This window comes from Xylanibacter ruminicola 23 (genome assembly GCF_000025925.1).
Lineage (GTDB): Bacteria > Bacteroidota > Bacteroidia > Bacteroidales > Bacteroidaceae > Prevotella > Prevotella ruminicola.
Genome location: NC_014033.1, coordinates 3,257,153 through 3,275,386, shown reverse-complemented (window position 1 = coordinate 3,275,386; position 18,234 = coordinate 3,257,153). Strand labels below are relative to the sequence as shown.

At 47.9% G+C, this 18,234-nt stretch carries 13 protein-coding genes; 5 read left to right on the top strand and 8 right to left on the bottom strand.

Annotated features, from left to right (window positions below; translation table 11 throughout):
- The first annotated feature begins 32 nt into the window (after positions 1–32).
- From porV to PRU_RS13775, 5 genes are all read left to right on the top strand, one after another.
- Positions 33–1,175, top strand: a complete 1,143-nt coding sequence (gene porV, locus PRU_RS13795) for a type IX secretion system outer membrane channel protein PorV (RefSeq protein ID WP_143040125.1) — start codon at positions 33–35, stop codon at positions 1,173–1,175.
- A gap of 39 nt (positions 1,176–1,214) precedes the next feature.
- Positions 1,215–1,694 carry a 2-C-methyl-D-erythritol 2,4-cyclodiphosphate synthase gene (gene ispF, locus PRU_RS13790; protein WP_013064879.1) on the top strand — a complete coding sequence of 160 codons (480 nt, stop codon included), beginning with the start codon at positions 1,215–1,217 and terminating at the stop codon, positions 1,692–1,694.
- A gap of 410 nt (positions 1,695–2,104) precedes the next feature.
- The gene (locus tag PRU_RS13785; RefSeq protein WP_013064221.1) at positions 2,105–3,379 is read left to right on the top strand and encodes a glycosyltransferase family 4 protein; all 1,275 of its coding nucleotides are present in this window, start codon (positions 2,105–2,107) and stop codon (positions 3,377–3,379) included.
- Positions 3,376–3,954: an LbetaH domain-containing protein gene (locus tag PRU_RS13780; protein ID WP_013063979.1), complete on the top strand. Its 579-nt coding sequence runs from the start codon at positions 3,376–3,378 to the stop codon at positions 3,952–3,954. Before PRU_RS13785 ends, PRU_RS13780 begins: the two co-directional genes overlap by 4 nt.
- A 1-nt stretch (position 3,955) precedes the next feature.
- Complete coding sequence (locus PRU_RS13775; protein WP_013063212.1) at positions 3,956–4,759, top strand: glycosyltransferase family 2 protein; 804 nt, start codon at positions 3,956–3,958, stop codon at positions 4,757–4,759.
- Positions 4,760–4,763: 4 nt separating this feature from the next.
- On the opposite strand, the gene PRU_RS13770 is transcribed toward PRU_RS13775, so the two are convergent.
- The 8 genes from PRU_RS13770 to axe7A form a co-directional block, all read right to left on the bottom strand.
- The gene (locus tag PRU_RS13770; protein WP_013065195.1) at positions 4,764–6,554 is read right to left on the bottom strand and encodes an alpha-amylase family glycosyl hydrolase; all 1,791 of its coding nucleotides are present in this window, start codon (positions 6,552–6,554) and stop codon (positions 4,764–4,766) included.
- A gap of 123 nt (positions 6,555–6,677) precedes the next feature.
- The gene (locus PRU_RS13765; protein WP_177168166.1) at positions 6,678–8,054 is read right to left on the bottom strand and encodes an Outer membrane protein SusF domain-containing protein; all 1,377 of its coding nucleotides are present in this window, start codon (positions 8,052–8,054) and stop codon (positions 6,678–6,680) included.
- Positions 8,055–8,081: 27 nt separating this feature from the next.
- The gene (locus tag PRU_RS13760; RefSeq protein ID WP_013065219.1) at positions 8,082–9,188 is read right to left on the bottom strand and encodes a SusE domain-containing protein; all 1,107 of its coding nucleotides are present in this window, start codon (positions 9,186–9,188) and stop codon (positions 8,082–8,084) included.
- A 24-nt stretch (positions 9,189–9,212) separates the two neighbouring features.
- Positions 9,213–10,826 (bottom strand): RagB/SusD family nutrient uptake outer membrane protein, encoded by a 1,614-nt coding sequence (locus PRU_RS13755; protein WP_041386329.1) that lies wholly within the window; start codon positions 10,824–10,826, stop codon positions 9,213–9,215.
- A 24-nt stretch (positions 10,827–10,850) separates the two neighbouring features.
- A complete protein-coding gene (locus PRU_RS13750; RefSeq protein ID WP_013064223.1) occupies positions 10,851–13,886 on the bottom strand; it encodes a SusC/RagA family TonB-linked outer membrane protein in 3,036 nt (1,011 codons plus the stop codon).
- Between the two features lie 216 nt (positions 13,887–14,102).
- On the bottom strand, positions 14,103–15,746 hold the full coding sequence (locus PRU_RS13745; RefSeq protein ID WP_041386327.1) for a glycoside hydrolase family 43 protein: 1,644 nt from the start codon (positions 15,744–15,746) through the stop codon (positions 14,103–14,105).
- Positions 15,747–15,763: 17 nt separating this feature from the next.
- Positions 15,764–16,882, bottom strand: a complete 1,119-nt coding sequence (locus PRU_RS13740) for an alpha/beta hydrolase family protein (RefSeq protein WP_013064981.1) — start codon at positions 16,880–16,882, stop codon at positions 15,764–15,766.
- 11 nt (positions 16,883–16,893) lie between these two features.
- A complete protein-coding gene (axe7A, locus tag PRU_RS13735; RefSeq protein WP_013064540.1) occupies positions 16,894–18,213 on the bottom strand; it encodes an acetyl esterase Axe7A in 1,320 nt (439 codons plus the stop codon).
- Positions 18,214–18,234 lie beyond the last annotated feature (21 nt).

The window sequence follows — 18,234 nt, the reverse complement described above, 5'->3', positions numbered from 1 at the left end:
TGGAAGATAAAGGACGTATACTAAGGTGGGTGATGGTGACACTATTCACTATTCACTATTCACTTTTCTCTGCTTCGGCGCAGGACGAGAAGAACGCGATGTTCAACCCCGTAGAGCATGCCGTGATATCGCAGACGATTGCCCCCGATGCCCGTGGCGCCGGTATGGGTGATGTGGGTGCGGCTACTGATCCCGACGTGAACTCACAGTATTGGAACCCCGCCAAATACCCCTTCTGTATCAGTCGTGCAGGTATCGCCCTGAACTATACCCCATGGCTGCGCCAGTTGGTAAACGATATCGACCTGGCCTATCTGGCAGGCTACTACCGCATTGGCGACTATTCGGCCGTCAGCGGTTCGCTGCGCTATTTCTCGCTTGGCGAGGTGTTTGCCAACGATGGCATGACAGTTAAACCCTACGAGATGTCGTTTGATGTGGCTTATTCGATGATGCTGAGCGAGAAGTTCTCGTTGGCTGCCGCTATCCGTTGGATATACAGCGACCTACGCTACGACTACAGCGAAGACTCGAAACCCGCCTCGGCCTTTGCTGCCGACCTGGCGATGTACTATAACAACTACGTGATGCTGGGCAGCAGAGAGTGCCAGTTGGGCATTGGATTAAACATGTCGAACATAGGTAGTAAGATTAGTTACTACGGCGACGATGAGAGTCAGTTCCTGCCCGCCAACCTGCGCCTTGGTGCCTCGCTCATGGTGCCCATCGACGAGTACAACCGCTTTTCGATAGCCGCCGACGCCAACAAACTGCTGGTGCCCACCGTGCCCCGACAGGAAGAGGGCGAATCGAACAGCGACTACCAGGACCGCGTGCGCCGCGAGTATAGCGACATCAGTGCCATCAGCGGTATCTTCAAGAGTTTTGGCGATGCCCCTGGCGGACTGAGCGAAGAGTTGAAGGAGATACAATGGAGCGTAGGTGCCGAGTACGTGTACCACGATCAGTTTTCGCTGCGTGCCGGCTACCACCATCAGGCCGAGTCGAAAGGTAACCTGAAATATTTTACCGTGGGTGGCGGCTTTAAGATGAACGTGTTTTCGCTGGATGTGGGCTACGTGATATCAACAGCACGCAGCAACCCACTCGACCAGACACTGCGTTTCTCGCTGACGTTTGATATGGACGGAATTAAGGACCTGTTCAGACATTAAAGATTAAACATTAAAGATTAAACATTAAATATTTAGAATATGAAGATTAGAGTTGGTATGGGCTTTGATGTCCATCAGTTAGTAGAAGGCCGCGACCTTTGGATGGGCGGCATTAAGTTAGAACATAGTAAGGGATTGTTAGGTCACAGCGATGCCGACGTGCTGCTGCATGCCGTGTGCGATGCGCTGCTGGGCGCTGCCAACATGCGTGATATCGGCTACCACTTCCCCGATACCGCTGAGTTTACCGACGGTATGGACAGTAAGGTTATCTTGAAGAAGACCATCGAGCTGATAACTACCAAAGGTTATAAGCTGGTGAACATTGATGCCACTATCTGCGCCGAGCGCCCAAAGATGAACCCATACATCCCCGAAATGAAAGCCTGCATGGCCCAGGTGATTGGCTGCGACGAAGATGATATCTCTATCAAAGCTACCACTACCGAGAAACTGGGCTTTACCGGTCGCGAAGAAGGTATCTCGGCTTATGCTGTGGTGCTGATTGAAAAGGCATAAAAAGAGTGATGCCACAACCCTCACGAGCTGTGGCATCACAAAAGCCTATGTTTAACTAAAAATCCTTTTCGTATAAAAAAGAAATTTTCAGCCCACAAGGGCCAAAAATTTGAAAGTTTAAAAGGGAGCTTCACAGCGACCTCCAGTTATCCCACTGTTGAAAACTTTCTTTTACCAATAACTAAAAACCTAAAACTATAAATATTACTACTAACCTAAAACAATCTAATCTATTAACCTTTTGACGGGTGCAAAGGTACGACGTTTTTTCGAATCTCACAAGTTTTTCTGCGTTTTAAGTGTATAATTACACGCTAATCTTGATTTATATCAAGTCTTGTGCACGGGCACAACATATATTTACGTATTTTCACTTGGTTTTAACAAAAACTTATTGTACCTTTGTCCCCATGAAAATACTCATAGTAAATACAAGCGAGCGTACAGGCGGGGCTGCTGTAGCAGCCAACCGCTTGATGAAGGCTCTTAATAATAGTGGTGTAAAAGCCAAGATGCTGGTACGCGATAAGGAATCGGATACCCTGACGGTTGCCCAACTCCCTAAGTCGCCTATGAAGCGCTGGCATTTCCTATGGGAGCGACTGGTGGTGTTCTGCCATCTGCACTTCAGCAAGCAGCACCTGTTTGAGATCGACATCGCCAATGCAGGAACCGACATCACCAACATGCGCGAATTCCAAGAGGCTGATATCATCCATCTGCACTGGATTAATCAGGGCATGCTGTCGCTCAACAGTATCCGTAAGATACTGCGTAGCGGCAAACCTGTGGTTTGGACCATGCACGACATCTGGCCAGCCACCGGTATCTGTCATTACACCCGTGGCTGTGGCTACTTTAAAACGGCCTGCAAGCAATGCCAGCTGTTGCCTGGTGGCGGCTCGGCGAACGACCTTTCGACCGCCATCTGGAACCAAAAGCAGAAATTACTGAGCGAGCACCACATATCGTTTGTGGCTTGCAGCAAGTGGTTAGAAGGCGAGGCCAAGAAAAGTGCCCTGCTACAGGGACAGCATATCTGCAGCGTGCCCAACCCCATCGACACGCATATCTATCACCCCGAAGATAAGCAGCAGGCCCGTCAGCGTTTGGAGCTGCCAACCGATAAGCGCATCATACTGTTTGTATCGCAACGTGTTACCGACGACCGCAAAGGTATGGCCTACTTTACCGATGCCATCAACCGCTTGGCAGAACAGCATCCAGAAGCACGCGAGAACATGGTGATAGCCATCTTAGGCGGACACGCGGAGGATGTAGCTCCCCAGTTGGCACTGCCCGTTTATCCGTTAGGCTATGTAAACGACGAGAAACGCATTGTGGATGTTTACAATGCTGCCGACGTGTTTGTGCTGCCATCACTTGAGGACAATCTGCCTAACACCATTATGGAAGCCATGGCCTGCGGTGTGCCCTGCGTAGGATTCAGAGTAGGCGGCATTCCAGAGATGATCGACCATCAGAAGAATGGCTATGTGGCCCGTTTCCGCGATGCCGACGATCTGGCAACCGGTATCAACTGGGTGCTTAGCAATACCGACTATGCACAACTCTCTCAGCAAGCCGTACATCAGGTTAACATGAGCTACTCGCAGCGCAGTGTGGCCTCGAGATATATCGAAGTGTATAATCAGGCTATGGCCTACAAGCATTACAAGATATGAATCCATTGACTCAAGCCGTGATACTATCGGCCTCAACCCTGCGCATGATTCCACATATCATATTATATATGGCGAATCGCAGCAAGATAGCCCCCGATTTAGAGAAGTACTCTGCCGACGGCTGTGGCATTGGTGCTTTTATCAAGGTATGCACCCGTCAGAAGGTGTTCCGCAACCTGTTTTATTACCGCTTGGGCGAGTATGTATCGGTATTCATCAAATGGATGCTTCCCCCCGATCCTACGCTCCACATCTGGTGCCCAAGCATCGGACCTGGTGCCCACTTTGAGCACAACTACGCCACCTACCTGAATGCTGAGCGTATAGGTAGCAATTTCTATTGTCTGCAGCTGGTAACATTAGGCAACGACGGCAAGATGCAGCGTCCCATCATCGGTGATGATGTGAAGATATTTACCGGCGCCACCGTTTTTGGCGGCATCACCATCGGCAACCATGTAACCATCGGTGCCGGCGCCGTGGTATCCAAGAACGTACCCGACAACTGCACCGTCGTCGGTAATCCCGCCTACATCGTTAAGAAAGACGGACAGAACTGTAAGATTGAATTATAATATGAGTGAGATACGAATTACATACGTTACCATTACCTATAATGCAGCCAAGGTGCTGAAACGTACACTCGACAGTGTGCTTGAGCAGGACTATCCCAACATCGAGCACCTGATTATTGATGGTGCATCGACTGACGATACGCTGAAACTGGTAAGCGACTACATTGCCCAATCGAATGCAGCCGAAAACGGGCATCAGATACAGGTAATATCAGAGCCAGACAAGGGTATCTACGATGCTATGAACAAAGGTCTGAGATGCCTCACAGGCGATTACGTATGTTTTCTGAATGCCGGCGATTTCCTGCCTGCACCAGATATCGCCACCCGCATAGCGCTGGCAATCACCGACACCAACCACCCATCACCCAACACCTCGCAACTGCCAGCAGTTGCGTACGGCGACACCGACATTGTGGATGGCGAGGGGCATTTCCTGCACCACCGCCGACTGGCACCACCCGAACACCTTACGTGGAAATCGTTCCGCCAGGGCATGCTGGTATGCCATCAGGCTTTTTATGCCCGTGCCGATTATGCCATTGCCACACCTTACGACATGCAGTATCGCTATTCGGCCGATGTTGACTGGTGTATCCGAGTGATGAAAGCAGCCGCCAAAGAGAATGTGCCCCTGCTGAACCTGCACATGATAGTGGCCAACTACACCCAGGAGGGACAAACAACACTCCACCACCGCGAATCGCTCATGGAGCGATACCGAGTGATGGAGCATCATTACGGACGCGTGCAAACCTTGCTACTACACTGTTGGTTTGCCGTCCGCACGTTTCTCAAATACTAACTAACTATCTTACTATGAACTTCTGCTTATTAATAATGTAAACCCCAGGTTTCAGCGAACTCTTGGTGGTGCCTACCTGTCGGCCCTGAAGATCGAAGACGGCATGCTCGGCAGGCTGACCTGTCATATCGATATGACGTATAGCCGTGGCTGTTACAGTGGCTTTCAACCCGTCTTTACCAAAGTAGTAGCCGCCGTTGGTATATTTCATATTCTCCGTCTGCATACCACCACCACTAAAAATAATGTTATCGGGATTAACAGCACCCGTTACAGTCCACTTCCAAACGCTGTTACCATTATCGGCAGTTCCTAATTTAGTGGCAGAAACACCAGGCCAGGCGGTTCCAAGGTAGTCTTTGCCATCACCATTGTTCATCCAAGCCCAAACAAATATCTGACTACCCCATGAGACAGGTGCCTCGAAGAAAGCACAGCGCTCACCCTCTTCCATGGTACAGAAAGCAGGAACTCCAGCGTATTCACCATCTTTCTCTTCCTCGGTATTGATCTCTGGATAAACAATAGTTGCAGGATCAAGATCGCTCACATAATATACATAATGGTATCCGCTAATGGCTTTCTTCCATTCACTGCCGTTGGGGGTGTAACCTGCAGCACCGGTGCCCACTACAACAAGCAGCTTACCTTTTGTACCTGTTGTCTGCACGGCATAATAGTCTTTATTAGAAGCCATATTCACATAAGCACTCGTGTTGGTGATACCAACAGTCTTACGCACAGCAATCATATTGGCAATCTCCTGCTTATAAGCCTTCCAATGAGTGAAGAACACACAAGGGGTACCAGGCATAGCCAACAGATAAGCATTAGCAGCCAAGGTATCCTTTTTGATAGGATCCTGATCGGCATCAGGACGCTTCTCGGTATCGTGATTCTCTACAAAGGTCACTGCATACTGACTATAGCTGGCATTCTCGTAATTCTTACTAATGAGCGGATAGTTTCCATCATTCTGCTGTCCCAACTTAGTCCAATCGCTAGCATTGGCAGCATTGCGAACGGTATAGCGGAATTGGAAATCAAAGGCAGCACTGGTTTTGCCGGTACCATCAATCCAGTTCTTAATGGTATTACTGCTATCCCAACACTCACCTACAGAAAACTGTGGCTTACTATCCTCGTTATACATCTTTGTAAATTCGGCACTATAACCTTTCACCATATCATAGCGGAATCCGGTATAGCCCAGGTCGTTAAGAAGGAACTTGAGATAAGCCTTGACATTAGTCTGCACATTCTCGCTCTTGTGATCCAGGTCGCGCATGCCATCCCAGCCTTCGCCAGTATCCTTATTCGGGCCAACCTTCTGACCGTTCTTTGCAGCCTCATCGTCGCTACAGATATCATTATAAGTCATCTGATAAGTCACGCCATTATAAGTCTCAGCAGGGAAGTCGGTCCATGATGACACATTACGACGGTGATTAATCACCACATCAGCGATGGTGCCGATACCTTTATACTTAAAAGTTTTAATCATGGAGCGTAATTCGGCCTCGGTTCCAAATGAACTGTTATAGTTGGTGAACCAATACAGATCGTCGTAGCCCATCGACTGTCCGCCACAGTAACCACTCTGCGGAATCCACACCAGGTCGAACACCTTCGCGAGATCGTCGGCCTGTCGCTCCAGACGTGTCCACTGCGTATCGGCATAAGAGTTCCAATAGAACCCCTGCAGCATCACACCACTATAACTTTTGGGCCAGCCCTGCGCCATCGCTGTAAGAACAACGAAACAAAATATCAATGATGAGTAAAATCTTCTCATATGCCTTTTAGTTATCTGTATTATTGATTTTGCTGCAAAGATATGAAAAAAGCCGCTTGGTTATTCTCCAAGCGGCTCATTTTATGCAAGTTATCTTGTGCAAACGGTTGCACGAAATCGTGCTTACTGTTTGGTAATAACAACCTTATTCTTACCCTCGCAGCTAAGATAGAGCTGGAACTTATAGGTACCTGCAGCATCAACAACGATATTAGCACCATTGTTCTGAGTCAGGTTATCGTAAAGCTTACCATCGCCGTTAGCGCCACCCCAACTGATTGCCCAGTCGTGGTTCATGCGGAACTTGAATCCATTGGCGTTAACCTCGGCAGTAGCCTCCCAACAGCCAGCTTCCTTGTTGTAGGTCATATCCACATCAGCACCCCAACCATTGAAGTCGCCGATAATACTGATAACTTCAACCTTGGTAAGGCTATACGTCATGGCAGCAGCATCGAGGTTAATCTGGTAGAAGCCAGCACCTGGATCAGGACAGTTAGGACCACCTGATGACTGCAGAGTTCCGCTCATGTTATCACCACTTACATACTCCAAGTCATCATTCCAGTCGTCGGCATTTGGCTTGAACTTGAACTCGCCATCCAGATAGTAGTATCCCAAGAACTTACCATCACCATTAGCGCCATAAAGTGCGTGAGCAGTTCCCCAACCACTTTCGTTACCAATCTCGTAGAAGTAGTCACCAAACTTCAGAGCTTCGCTACTCCATGCCTGGTTCATCATATCAAAGGTAATGCGATAGAACTTTGCACCCTCTACATAAGCCACCTTAAGGTTTCCACCCTTGTTATTGGTAGCAAATACGCCCTCGTTATCAGATGCGGTGAGGCACTTGCTCCAGTCGCCACCGATACCCGACTTTGGTGTAACCTTGAACTCGATATCGCCAGTAACCTTTTCGCCAGGAATCATCACTGTGAAGATAGAGTTCTCGTAAGGATCGGCACCACCATTCGACAGTTCATAATCGGTATTTGTGTTATCCCAACCATTTACTGTACCTGTGATATAGTAAGCCTCCTCAATCTCTGGTGCGTTAGGTGTAGCTGTGAGGGTAGTAGAACCCTGAGAAGCATACGAAACGCCATTAACATTGATAAGGGCTGCAATATTAACAGGAATGGTGCGAGCTACGGGACGGCGGCCCCAGAGAGCGTATACTGCGCTCTCCAGTTCGGCCGTATTCACGTTATTGTTCTCGTCCAACTCCAGAGTGATAGCCTTGCTACCATCCTCGTTTGTAATCTCAGCGCCATACGTTGCTGTAGCACCCTCAACGCCTGTAATCGTAGCATCGAACAGTTTATAGGTGTCTTCAGTATAGTCGGCAAAGTTAATTGCACTCGAGGGAGAGGCTGTGAAGCCTACACTGATAGCATCCTCAGGGCCATTGGCAATAGGGGCGGCCCAATCCTTATAATCTTCGGTACAGCTTGCCATCAGCAGGGCTATACCCATCATTGACAATATTTTTTTCATACTCATTATCATTTTGACGTTTATGAATTACTGAGCTGTGATAACAACCTTAGAACCACCATCGTAAGTGAGATAGAGCTGGAACTTATAGGTACCGGCATCGATACTGAGGTTTGCACCATCCTGTTTCAGTTCATCGAACGAATCACCACCCCAGTTGATATCCCAAGCATGGTTAGCACGGAACTTGAACTCACCAGAAACAGCACTGGTAGTAGTCTCCCAGCAATGCTCATCGGCATTCCATGTCATCTCTACATCACCTGCCCAATCATTGAATCCACCAATGATGCTGACATTTGTGATAGGAGTGATGCTCCAAGTCATATCAACGAGACTTACCTGAATCTTGTAGAATCCAGCAGGCTGAACATTATCGGGGAATGAGCCATCGGCCTTGTTACAGTCTTCCTCGCCGTCAACAACAAGAGTACCAAAGTCGCCATTAGGATCCTGACCCCAGTCGCCATCCCAACTGTTCTCATTTGGCTTGAACTTGAAGGCGCCATCGAGCCAGTTGTAAGATACATAAATACCATCCTGATCAGGACTGCGCATAGCATAAGAAGTACCCCATCCACTCTCGTTACCAATCTCATAAATGAATTCCTTATAAGAAGGAGCAACCACGAGGTTAGGCACAACCTTAATCTGCACTACGTTAGAGTAGATAACAGGAGCACCTGCGGTAGTAGCAGTAGCACGTACATAAACAGTTGCTACCTGAGGAACAGTCTCACCGTCCCAGCCGCTCATAGCGTTGATAGCGTTAGAGAGCTGATCGGGAATGATGCTACCACTGGGCACATTATAATAGCTGGCAAGTGTAGCAAAATTGGCAGTTGTCTCATTGCCTTCCTCTACATCAGCCAAGTCGGTGGTAAAGTTTCCATCGAGTGATACCTGTAACTGGTATTCGGCAGCAACAGGGAATCCATAATCAGGCTGCGACCATGTGAAGGGGATACCCTCGGATGTAGCCAAATCAACGATTAGTGATGCATAGCCTGGCTCGTTCAGAGTGAACGTTGAAGGATTCTGCAGCGTAGGATTAGAATCGTTGTCGTCTGAGCAGGCTGCCAAGAAAGCAACACTGCAGAGAAGCAGAAGTGATGATTTTATGATATTCTTCATAACTTGTTTCCTTTATGTAATTGATTAGTAACCAGGATTCTGAGTCAGATTCTCGTTAGCCACGAGGTCTGTGGTTGGAATCGGGAAGAGGTTGCGGGTAGCTGCGAAGTTACGTCCATCGTGTGAACCACCCTTCCACTGCCACTGATAATCGGTATTACCACCGAACTTACCGAAGCGGATAAGTGTAGTACGGCGCAGACCCTCAGCGTAGAACTCACGGCTCCACTCGTCGCAAATCTCATTCAGTGTAAAGCTGCTCTTAGCCGAAGCGTGTGCACGGGTACGAAGTGTATTCAGAGCTGTTACACCATCAGATGTAGCATTACCACCACCCTGGCGAGCTGTTGCCTCAGCATAAATCAGGTAAGCCTCGGCCTTACGCATCAGAGGAACATCCATATCGGGGTGCTGAGGATCGTGACCTGCAGAACCATCGGTCTTGAAATTGGTAAACTTAGTATAGCCAAAGCCATTCTCGAAGACGCTTACATCGTCGATGTCCAAAATTCGCTGAACACTGTTGAACAGAGCACGATCGTCGCCTGCAGCTGTAACCATATCGTAGCTACGAACATCGGTTGGTGCATCACCATTGGGGAAGAATTTCTTAACCAACTCAGGACGAGCACGATGTCCCTCCCAACCAGCTGTTGTACCATTGGTCTGTGTAAGATCGGTAGGATGCTCAAACATAATATTATTCTTCCAAGGAGCTGCAATTAGATAGAGTGCACAACCCCATGAAGTGGTGCGCTTACCATCCTGAAGCAGTGGGAAGATAATCTCGTTAGCAGCACTTGTCTCACCATTGTCGCCCATAAACAGCATACGGTAAGCAGTCCAAGCACCAACACCTTTTGTATTCAGCTGATAAGCCGAATTCATTACCTTATTAGCATATTCGGCAGCCTTAGCCCACTGAGCAGTACCTGTATAAACCTCGGCATTCAGGTACAGACGAGCCAACAGCAACCAAGCAGCAGCACGGTCGGGACGACCCCACATAGAATCGCTTGAGTTCTTAGCTTTTGCATCGGCCAACTGGCTCTCGATATCAAGCAGTTCACTCTCGATGAAGCTATAAATCTCATTACGACTGGCCTGCTGAGGCTTCTCAGAACTGATAGAAGTTACGAAAGGAACACTTCCCCAACCGTCAACCAGCTGATAATAGTGGAAAGCACGCAGCCAACGGATCTCGGCTGTCATCTGAGGATTGTAACTGCTATACTCCTGCAGATACTGATTACAGAAAGTGATAGCTACATAAAGACGATAGTAGAAACCACGCAGCATTGGGTGAGAAGCGTCGTAGGTATTATAGCAGAAACCAGAGATACCCTCATCACCCCAAGCACAGAACACCTCGTCGGTAGTGAGCTCCTGTTCATTCCACATCTGGCGGAAGTAACCAGAAGTACCACCATCGATACCATCTACGTCGCTATCGCCATCAGCAGCATCGTTACCGGCTGTTGCCATGGTGGCAAAGCACTTGTTATAAAGCTGCTCTGGGGTTGGCTCCACATAGTTCGGGTCGATAGGCGTTACATCCAAATCTTTGGTGCAGGATGTGAATCCCATCACGAGCAGCAATGCTGCTACTGGAATTATATGTTTAATTGATGTTTTCATTGTTACTTAATTTAAATGGTGAATTTAGAAATTCAGATTCAGACCCAGCTGGAAAGTAATAGGACGTGGATAGAGGTTATTATCGATACCTCCAAACACTTCAGGATCGATACCCTTGTACTTAGTGATAGTGAATACGTTTGTTGCCGAAGCGTATACACGACCGCTAACGCCCTTATAGCTACCCATTGGGAAGAGGTTCTCGAAGCTATAACCCAGTGTGATGTTATCACACTTCAGGAACGATCCATTCTGTACCCAACGGTCAGAGAGGATGTTACGAGTGTCGTAGGTCTGATAGTTGAATGGAACTACATAAGTAGGACGGTTTGACATATAGCCAGAGTAGTAAACAGATCCTGCTGATACGTTGCTCTGACCAGCCATCAGGTCGTTGAATACATAGTTACCAATGCTTGCACGGAGAGTGAAACCGAAGTCCCAGTTCTTATACTCTACGCGAGAGCTCAGACCCATTGTAACAGGAGCCATTGGGCTCTTGTAGTAATAGAGGTCGTCCTCTGTAATCTGGCCGTCACCATTACGGTCAACTACCTGATTCTCGATAGGATTACCATTTACATCGTAAGCCTGCTGATAAACATGGAACGAATTAGCTGGCTTTCCAACAGTATGAGCCTGGATATTATTACCAGTACCTGCTGAAATACCACCAGTAGCAACATAATAGTCGTCATCGCCACCAATCAGCTCGGTAATCTCATTGTGGTTATAAGTAAAGTTGTAATCGATGGTCCAGTACCAATCCTTGGTCTGAACAGGCTTCCAACTCAGAGCGAGCTCAACACCAGTGTTCTCGAGAGAACCGATGTTGGTTGTTACCTGGTTGCGGAAGTTAGAACCTGCGGGTACGAATGCGGTGTTCAACAGATCGGTGGTCTTACGATGATAAACATCTACACTACCACTGATACGGTTCTGGAGGAATCCGAAGTCGATACCGGCATTATAAGTAGTTGTGGTCTCCCACTTCAGGTTCGGGTCGTAAGCATTTGGACGTACAAAAGTACCATCGCCCATCAAATCGTAGTAGCTACCCTCTGAACCAGAGTTCTGCTTATATACAGGGAAGTAGTTGTAGTCGCCAATACCCTCCTGCTGACCAGTCTTACCCCAACCAAGACGGAGCTTCAAATCAGAAAGCCAGCTGATATTCTTAAGAGGAGTCTCCTCGCTCATCTTGTAAGCCAGAGCAACTGATGGGAAGAGTGCCCAGTGATCCTTGAAACGTGAAGAACCGTCGTCACGAATAGTTGCTGTGAGATAGTAACGCTCATTGAAGATATAGTTCATACGTCCGAAGAACGATACGAGGTAGTTCTCGGTCTTGTAGCTATACATGGTCCAGTTGTTATACTCGCCTGGCTTAACAGTATTGGTAGAAGGATATGCTCCCCAATAGTTATTCTTCTGAGAGCGCCAGAAGTGCTGCCACTCGTAACCACCCATGATATCGAAGTGGTGAAGCTTAGCAAAGTCCTTATAATACTGTGCATAAGCAGAGAGTGATAGGTTACGTTTGGTGATACGATCCCAACCATGTGAACCATAGTAGATGGCTGAAGGGTTAGAACCTGGCTTATCTGTCCACTGCTTACCCTCAGATACGTCGGCGCCCAAAGTAAGGTGGAGGCGCAGGTCCTCAAAACCATGAATCTTATAGTCAGCCTCAGCATTACCGATGAATGAGCGGCTGATAGCACGGTCGTCATTCAACTCGAGCAAAGAAACAGGGTTCTTTACAGAGAGGTTGTTGTGAGTATAAGGCCATGATGGGTCGTTGAGAGTAGCACCTGGGTTACGCCACTGGAAGAATCCACCAAAGTTAGCAGCATCTGTAGATGTTGTATCATAGATGCTCTGGGTAGGATCCATACGAACAGCTGCACTAATAGCCTCGGTGTCGGCATACTGAGTCTTTGCCCACATGCCCTTAGCATTCAGGTTCAATGTCAGGTGATCCTTAAAGAACGAAGGATTCAGGTTCAAAGCAGCTGTGTAGCGCTTGAAGTCAGAAGTCTTCAGGATACCCTGCTGATCGGTATAGCCAAGTGACAAACGATAAGGCAGATTGTTGAATGCACCAGCAACAGTTACATTGTGATCGTGGCTGATTGCGGTACGATAAATCTGCTTCTGCCAGTCGGTGTTAGCATCACCAAGAACGCCAACAGCCTCATCATAGTTAGCCTTACCTGCGAATGCCGACTTGATGAATGCACGGAACTCATCGCCATCCATTACATCGATAGTCTTCTTCTTAGCACTCAGAGAAACATTACCTGCGTAAGATACCTGAGGAGCCATGCCCTTGCGGCCCTTCTTTGTGGTGATGATGATAACACCATTTGAACCACGGCTACCATAGATAGCAGTAGCTGAAGCATCCTTCAGCACGTTGAACGACTCGATATCCTGTGGGTTTACCATTGAAAGGGGGTTAGAAAGACCCTTCACTCCATTGTTATCCATTGCCACACCGTCGATCACAATCAGAGGGTCGTTAGATGCATTCAATGAAGAACCACCACGGATACGGATGGTAGCGCCACCACCAGGAGAACCACCACCACTTGTTACATTAACACCGGCAATCTTACCTTGCATCATGTCCTGAGCGTTAACAACCAAACCCTTGTTCTTTGTATCGGGCTTCAAAGCTGTAACCGAACCAGTCAGGTCGCTCTTTTTTACTGCACCATATCCGATAACCACTACCTCGTTAAGAACAGCAGCATCGTCCTGGAGCGTAATCACCAAACTGGGAGCAGCCTTTACCGTCTGGCTCTGATAGCCAATATAGCTCACGGTAATGTTTGCACCCTGTTCTGCCTTCAGCACGAAGTTACCGTCGAAATCAGTAACAGTGGCGGCCTGTGTGCCGTCAACACGTACTGTTGCGCCGATAATGGGTTCGCCTGTAGCATCTTTCACATGACCTTTTACGTCAATCTGCGCAAAGGCACTTACCGATAGGAACAGACCTAAAATAAGGCCAATCATCCTCATCGGGAATTGAATGTTTACCTGCTTCATCATTACATTTGAATTAGAGTTAATTTGTTATTGTTATATCGTTTTAAGCTTCTTGGGAGCTTGAATTTACAGTTTCATCGGTGCAAAGATAAATCAGATTTCAATACGTTATTCTTTTTTCTGTTTAAAAATGTTATTTTTGACGTGCAAACGTTTGCATAATAAAAAAGGGCTTGCATCCCATAGATACAAGCCCACACCTTATTATATATAAGCACCTTATGGTGTTACCCTAATCCAGTCGGCATCCAGATTGCCACGATCGGATTTAGCATTATCATCTACAGATACATAACCGAACTTAGCGCCAATCCATTTGCCCTCGCGCATCTGGAACTCAGTACCACAGGATTTGAACTTCTTGCCATCCAGACTGTAGGCGAACTTCAACTTAGAGTTATCTACACTCAAACGGAGATAGATATCCATGTGGATAGCTGGTTTGTAATCGATCTTATCCTCGGCTGAGGGTTTTAGGGTTGCTATCAGCTGCTCTGTCTGCGGAGTGCCTTTATCGGCTGCCTTACAGGTGAGTTGCAGCAATTGGAACTGCTTACCCACACGCTTTACTACCAACGCCGAATAGTCGAGGCCCATCATAATGAGGCCGCCCATCTGTCCTTCAGCTTTCGAAGTAAAGCGGATTTTGGTGGTAGCGGTAAACTTATCGGCAGGTGTTTTCTGGAGCAACAGATTGGGCACCTCCCAGAAGTTCACGAAGTTATCCGAGAGTTTATAATTATAGATACGATAGGTGCCAAAGGCGGTGGGCATACCGAATTTCTCATCGTAGTTGGCATGCCATTGCCACTGCAGGCCTAGCTTGTTACTATTAAACTCGTCGCTTTCAACAGGATTAATCACCAGCGTTGAACTGCTCTTTGGTTTCTTATAGGTAGTTACAGGCTCGCCCTTCTTACCCATGATGGGCCAACCGGTGCTCCAATCAACGGGATTCAAGTGAACCACACGACCATAAGCCTCTTTATCCTGGAAATGCAGGAACCAATCCTCGCCGTATTTGGTATGTACCCAACCACCCTGATGAGGGCCGTTGATAGTAGTTTTGCCCTGAGCTAATACTATCTTATGCTCATAAGGACCATAAGGGCTGCGACTACGCATGGCCAACTGGAAGCCAGTGGGCACGCCGCCTGCAGGACACATAATCCAGTACCAACCATCGCGCTTGTAGAATTTCGGTCCCTCACAAGTACGATTCTCAGTGCCGTTGCCATCAAAAACAATCACAGGCTGGCCAATGACACGAGTGCCATCAGCTGATAATTCACGCACCGTGAGTACCGAGGCGAACTTAGAACGACTGTTGGCCCATCCGTTAACCAGATAGCAGCGTCCATCATCGTCCCAAAGCGGCGTGGTATCGATATACCCCTGCCCTTTAATCACACAAACGGGAGCCTCCCACTTGCCGGCAGGATCCTGTGTTTTTACCATATACACACCAAAGTCGGGATCGCCCCAATAGATATAGTACCAGCCGGCATGATAGCGGATACTGGGTGCCCAAACGCCAGCACCATGACGAGGCGAACTAAAATGCTCGAGCAAAGCCTCATCGCCCTCGTACAGATTGCCTAATGCATAATTAATAATCTCCCAGTTTACCAAATCCTTGGAGTGCAGGATGGGCAGACCAGGCACGCACTGAAACGACGAAGCCGTCATGTAATAATCCTCGCCGCTGGCACCCACGCACACATCGGGGTCGCTATAATCAGCATTAATCACAGGATTGGTGTAGGTGCCATCGCCCTTTTCGGGGCTCCACACCTTCGACACATACTGAGCCGAAGCTAAAAGAGGCAGGCAGACAACTGCCATTAAAATCGTTCTTTTCATATTTTAGTAGTTTCCTTTTATAAGTGTTTCTTGAAGAATTCGAGCACACGCTGCTGTGCTTTCAGACCACAGCTGTGGGGGATATCCCAAAGTTCAGTTTCCAATTTATCGTCGGCACCCTGACTTTTCCAGGTGTTGTGCATGATGGCAAAAGCCTTTTCGACACCAGCCACAGGGAACAGTTTATCCTGTTTACCATTGATAAAGAGCATAGGTTTAGGGCAAGCGATACTAGCCACATGGGGATAATCCATCCAGCGGCGCAGACCAGGGAAGCAGTTGGCAAAGCCACCATTCTCGGTACGGTCGTACTTAAACGACAGCTGTTCATCGGCTGTAACCATCCAGCATACCGAGGCGCTAACTTTGATGCGGTCGCTGAGTGCAGCCAGCATCCAGGCACGATAGGCACCCATCGACCAGCCTGTGCAACCAATCCTCGAGGCATCAACCTCAGGCATCTGCGCTAAGAACTCGGTACCAGCGATATCGTCGTAAGTCATCCAGGCCGAAAGGTCGATGCCATACAGCATCATATTGCCAGCTATCATATCGTATCGGTCGCGGCGCGGTCCTTCTTTCTGTCCACGTTCTCCCCACATCGGGGCATCGGCAGAGAATACCACATAGCCCTGCCTGGCCAGATAATCGCCAAAGAACTGGCCTTCGTAACCAGCCAGCCACTCCTCAGCATCTTTCACTACCGCTTTATCCTCACAGGATAGCGGACGTATCATCTTCTCCTTACCTATATATAAATGGGCACCATGATCGTGCAACAGATTGATGGCAGGAAATGGGCCTTTGCCATCGGGGATGAGCACATAGGCAGGTACGGTATAGTACTGCGACAAGCGAATCTCAATCTTCTGCGCCTTATAACCATCGCGCTGTTCCTCGAATAGAACCTTCGTCTGATACCCATCGGCTGGTGGTGGCGGTGGCATCAGCATGCAGTCAAACACCTTCTGGCGTGCAATCTTCTTCCACTTCCCAAACTTCTTGATGCCACTATTCTCCCAAGCCAAGGGATAATCGAAATGGGCAATTAGCGAGTCGGCATACACAGGCAGATTACGCATAAACTCGAATTTTTCGCGTTTCTGCGCTGAAGCATTAAGACAGCAGAACGCCATCAACGCAAGGATTATTTTACTTGTTTTTTGAGCCATAGCATCTGAGTATAATTTGTTTCTGAAGTAGTCCAATGTTCATTGATAGGTGTAATGAGCGATTCCTTGGGCGCTGTTATCAGGTTCCAGACAATATAGCTGGTAGTTGGCGGACACACATTATCATTATATCCCCAAGTGATATAAACCGGACAGGTAATACGACGGGCAAAGTTTACTACATCGTAATAAGCCATAGTGTTAACCTTTTCGGGAGTGAACATATTCTTCAATCGGTTAAAATGAGGATAGCCACCAGCACGGTTATCCAAGTAGCCGGCCATATCACTTAAAGCAGGATGGTTGGCAACACAGGCTGTTACACGAGGATCGAGACCTGCCGTAACGAGCGAAAGGGCACCACCCTGACTACCGCCTTGAACAAAAACATTCTTGCCATCCCAATCAGGGAGTGATGTCAGGTAGTCGATAGCACGCACACATGCCACATAAACATGCTTCATGTAGTAGTTATCGCGATCGTCGAGCCCATTAGTAAGATATCCGTTTTCGTAATCAAAAGCCGTGGTTATCTCCTTAAACTGCTCGTCGGTCATCTCTGGGTTCAGGCCGTGAATTTCCATCTCCAGACGGATAAAACCGTTCTTGGCGTAGAAAGTACTACGCATAGGCTCCTTGATGGTTTTGATACCTGCACCTGGGGGACAGAGCACAACGGGGTACTTACCTGCCTTCTTGGGTTTGGTGAGATAGCCATAGATGCTATGACGACGATCGGTCTTGATTTTCAGGAGATAGCAATCAAACGCGTCGGTGGTATATTTATCTACCTTATTACAACTTACTGATACAGGTGTTTTGCGAGCCTCATCGAGGTTTGCCTTCCAGAATGCATCGAAATCCTGAGGATTCTTGGTGTAGGGCTTTAACAGCTCAGGCGAGAAGCCCACCTTAACATGATGCTGATACTTGCCATCAACGCTCAGTCGCATATCAAGAAAACCAGGTTTCTTCATCGTCCCCATATCAATCACGGCACGACCATTCTTAAGTGTCACCTTACCAGATGACGTAGCAGGCATCATATCGGGCCCTATCTCATAAGCCACTTCCACATTTTGTGGCATACCATAAAGGCAGAACGACACCTCGACCTTGGCACGTTCGCCTGTCTTATAGAGCCAGTCGGCGTGATTGGGCACCGTAAGCCACAAATAATCAGCACGATAGGGATAATTCTCGGCCAAAGCAGTAGCCATACTGCCTAACACAAAAACCAATGTAAATAGTAATTTTTTCATTTCTGTAGTTTGTTTGGGTGCAAAGTTAAACAATTATTTTTATTAATTCAAAAA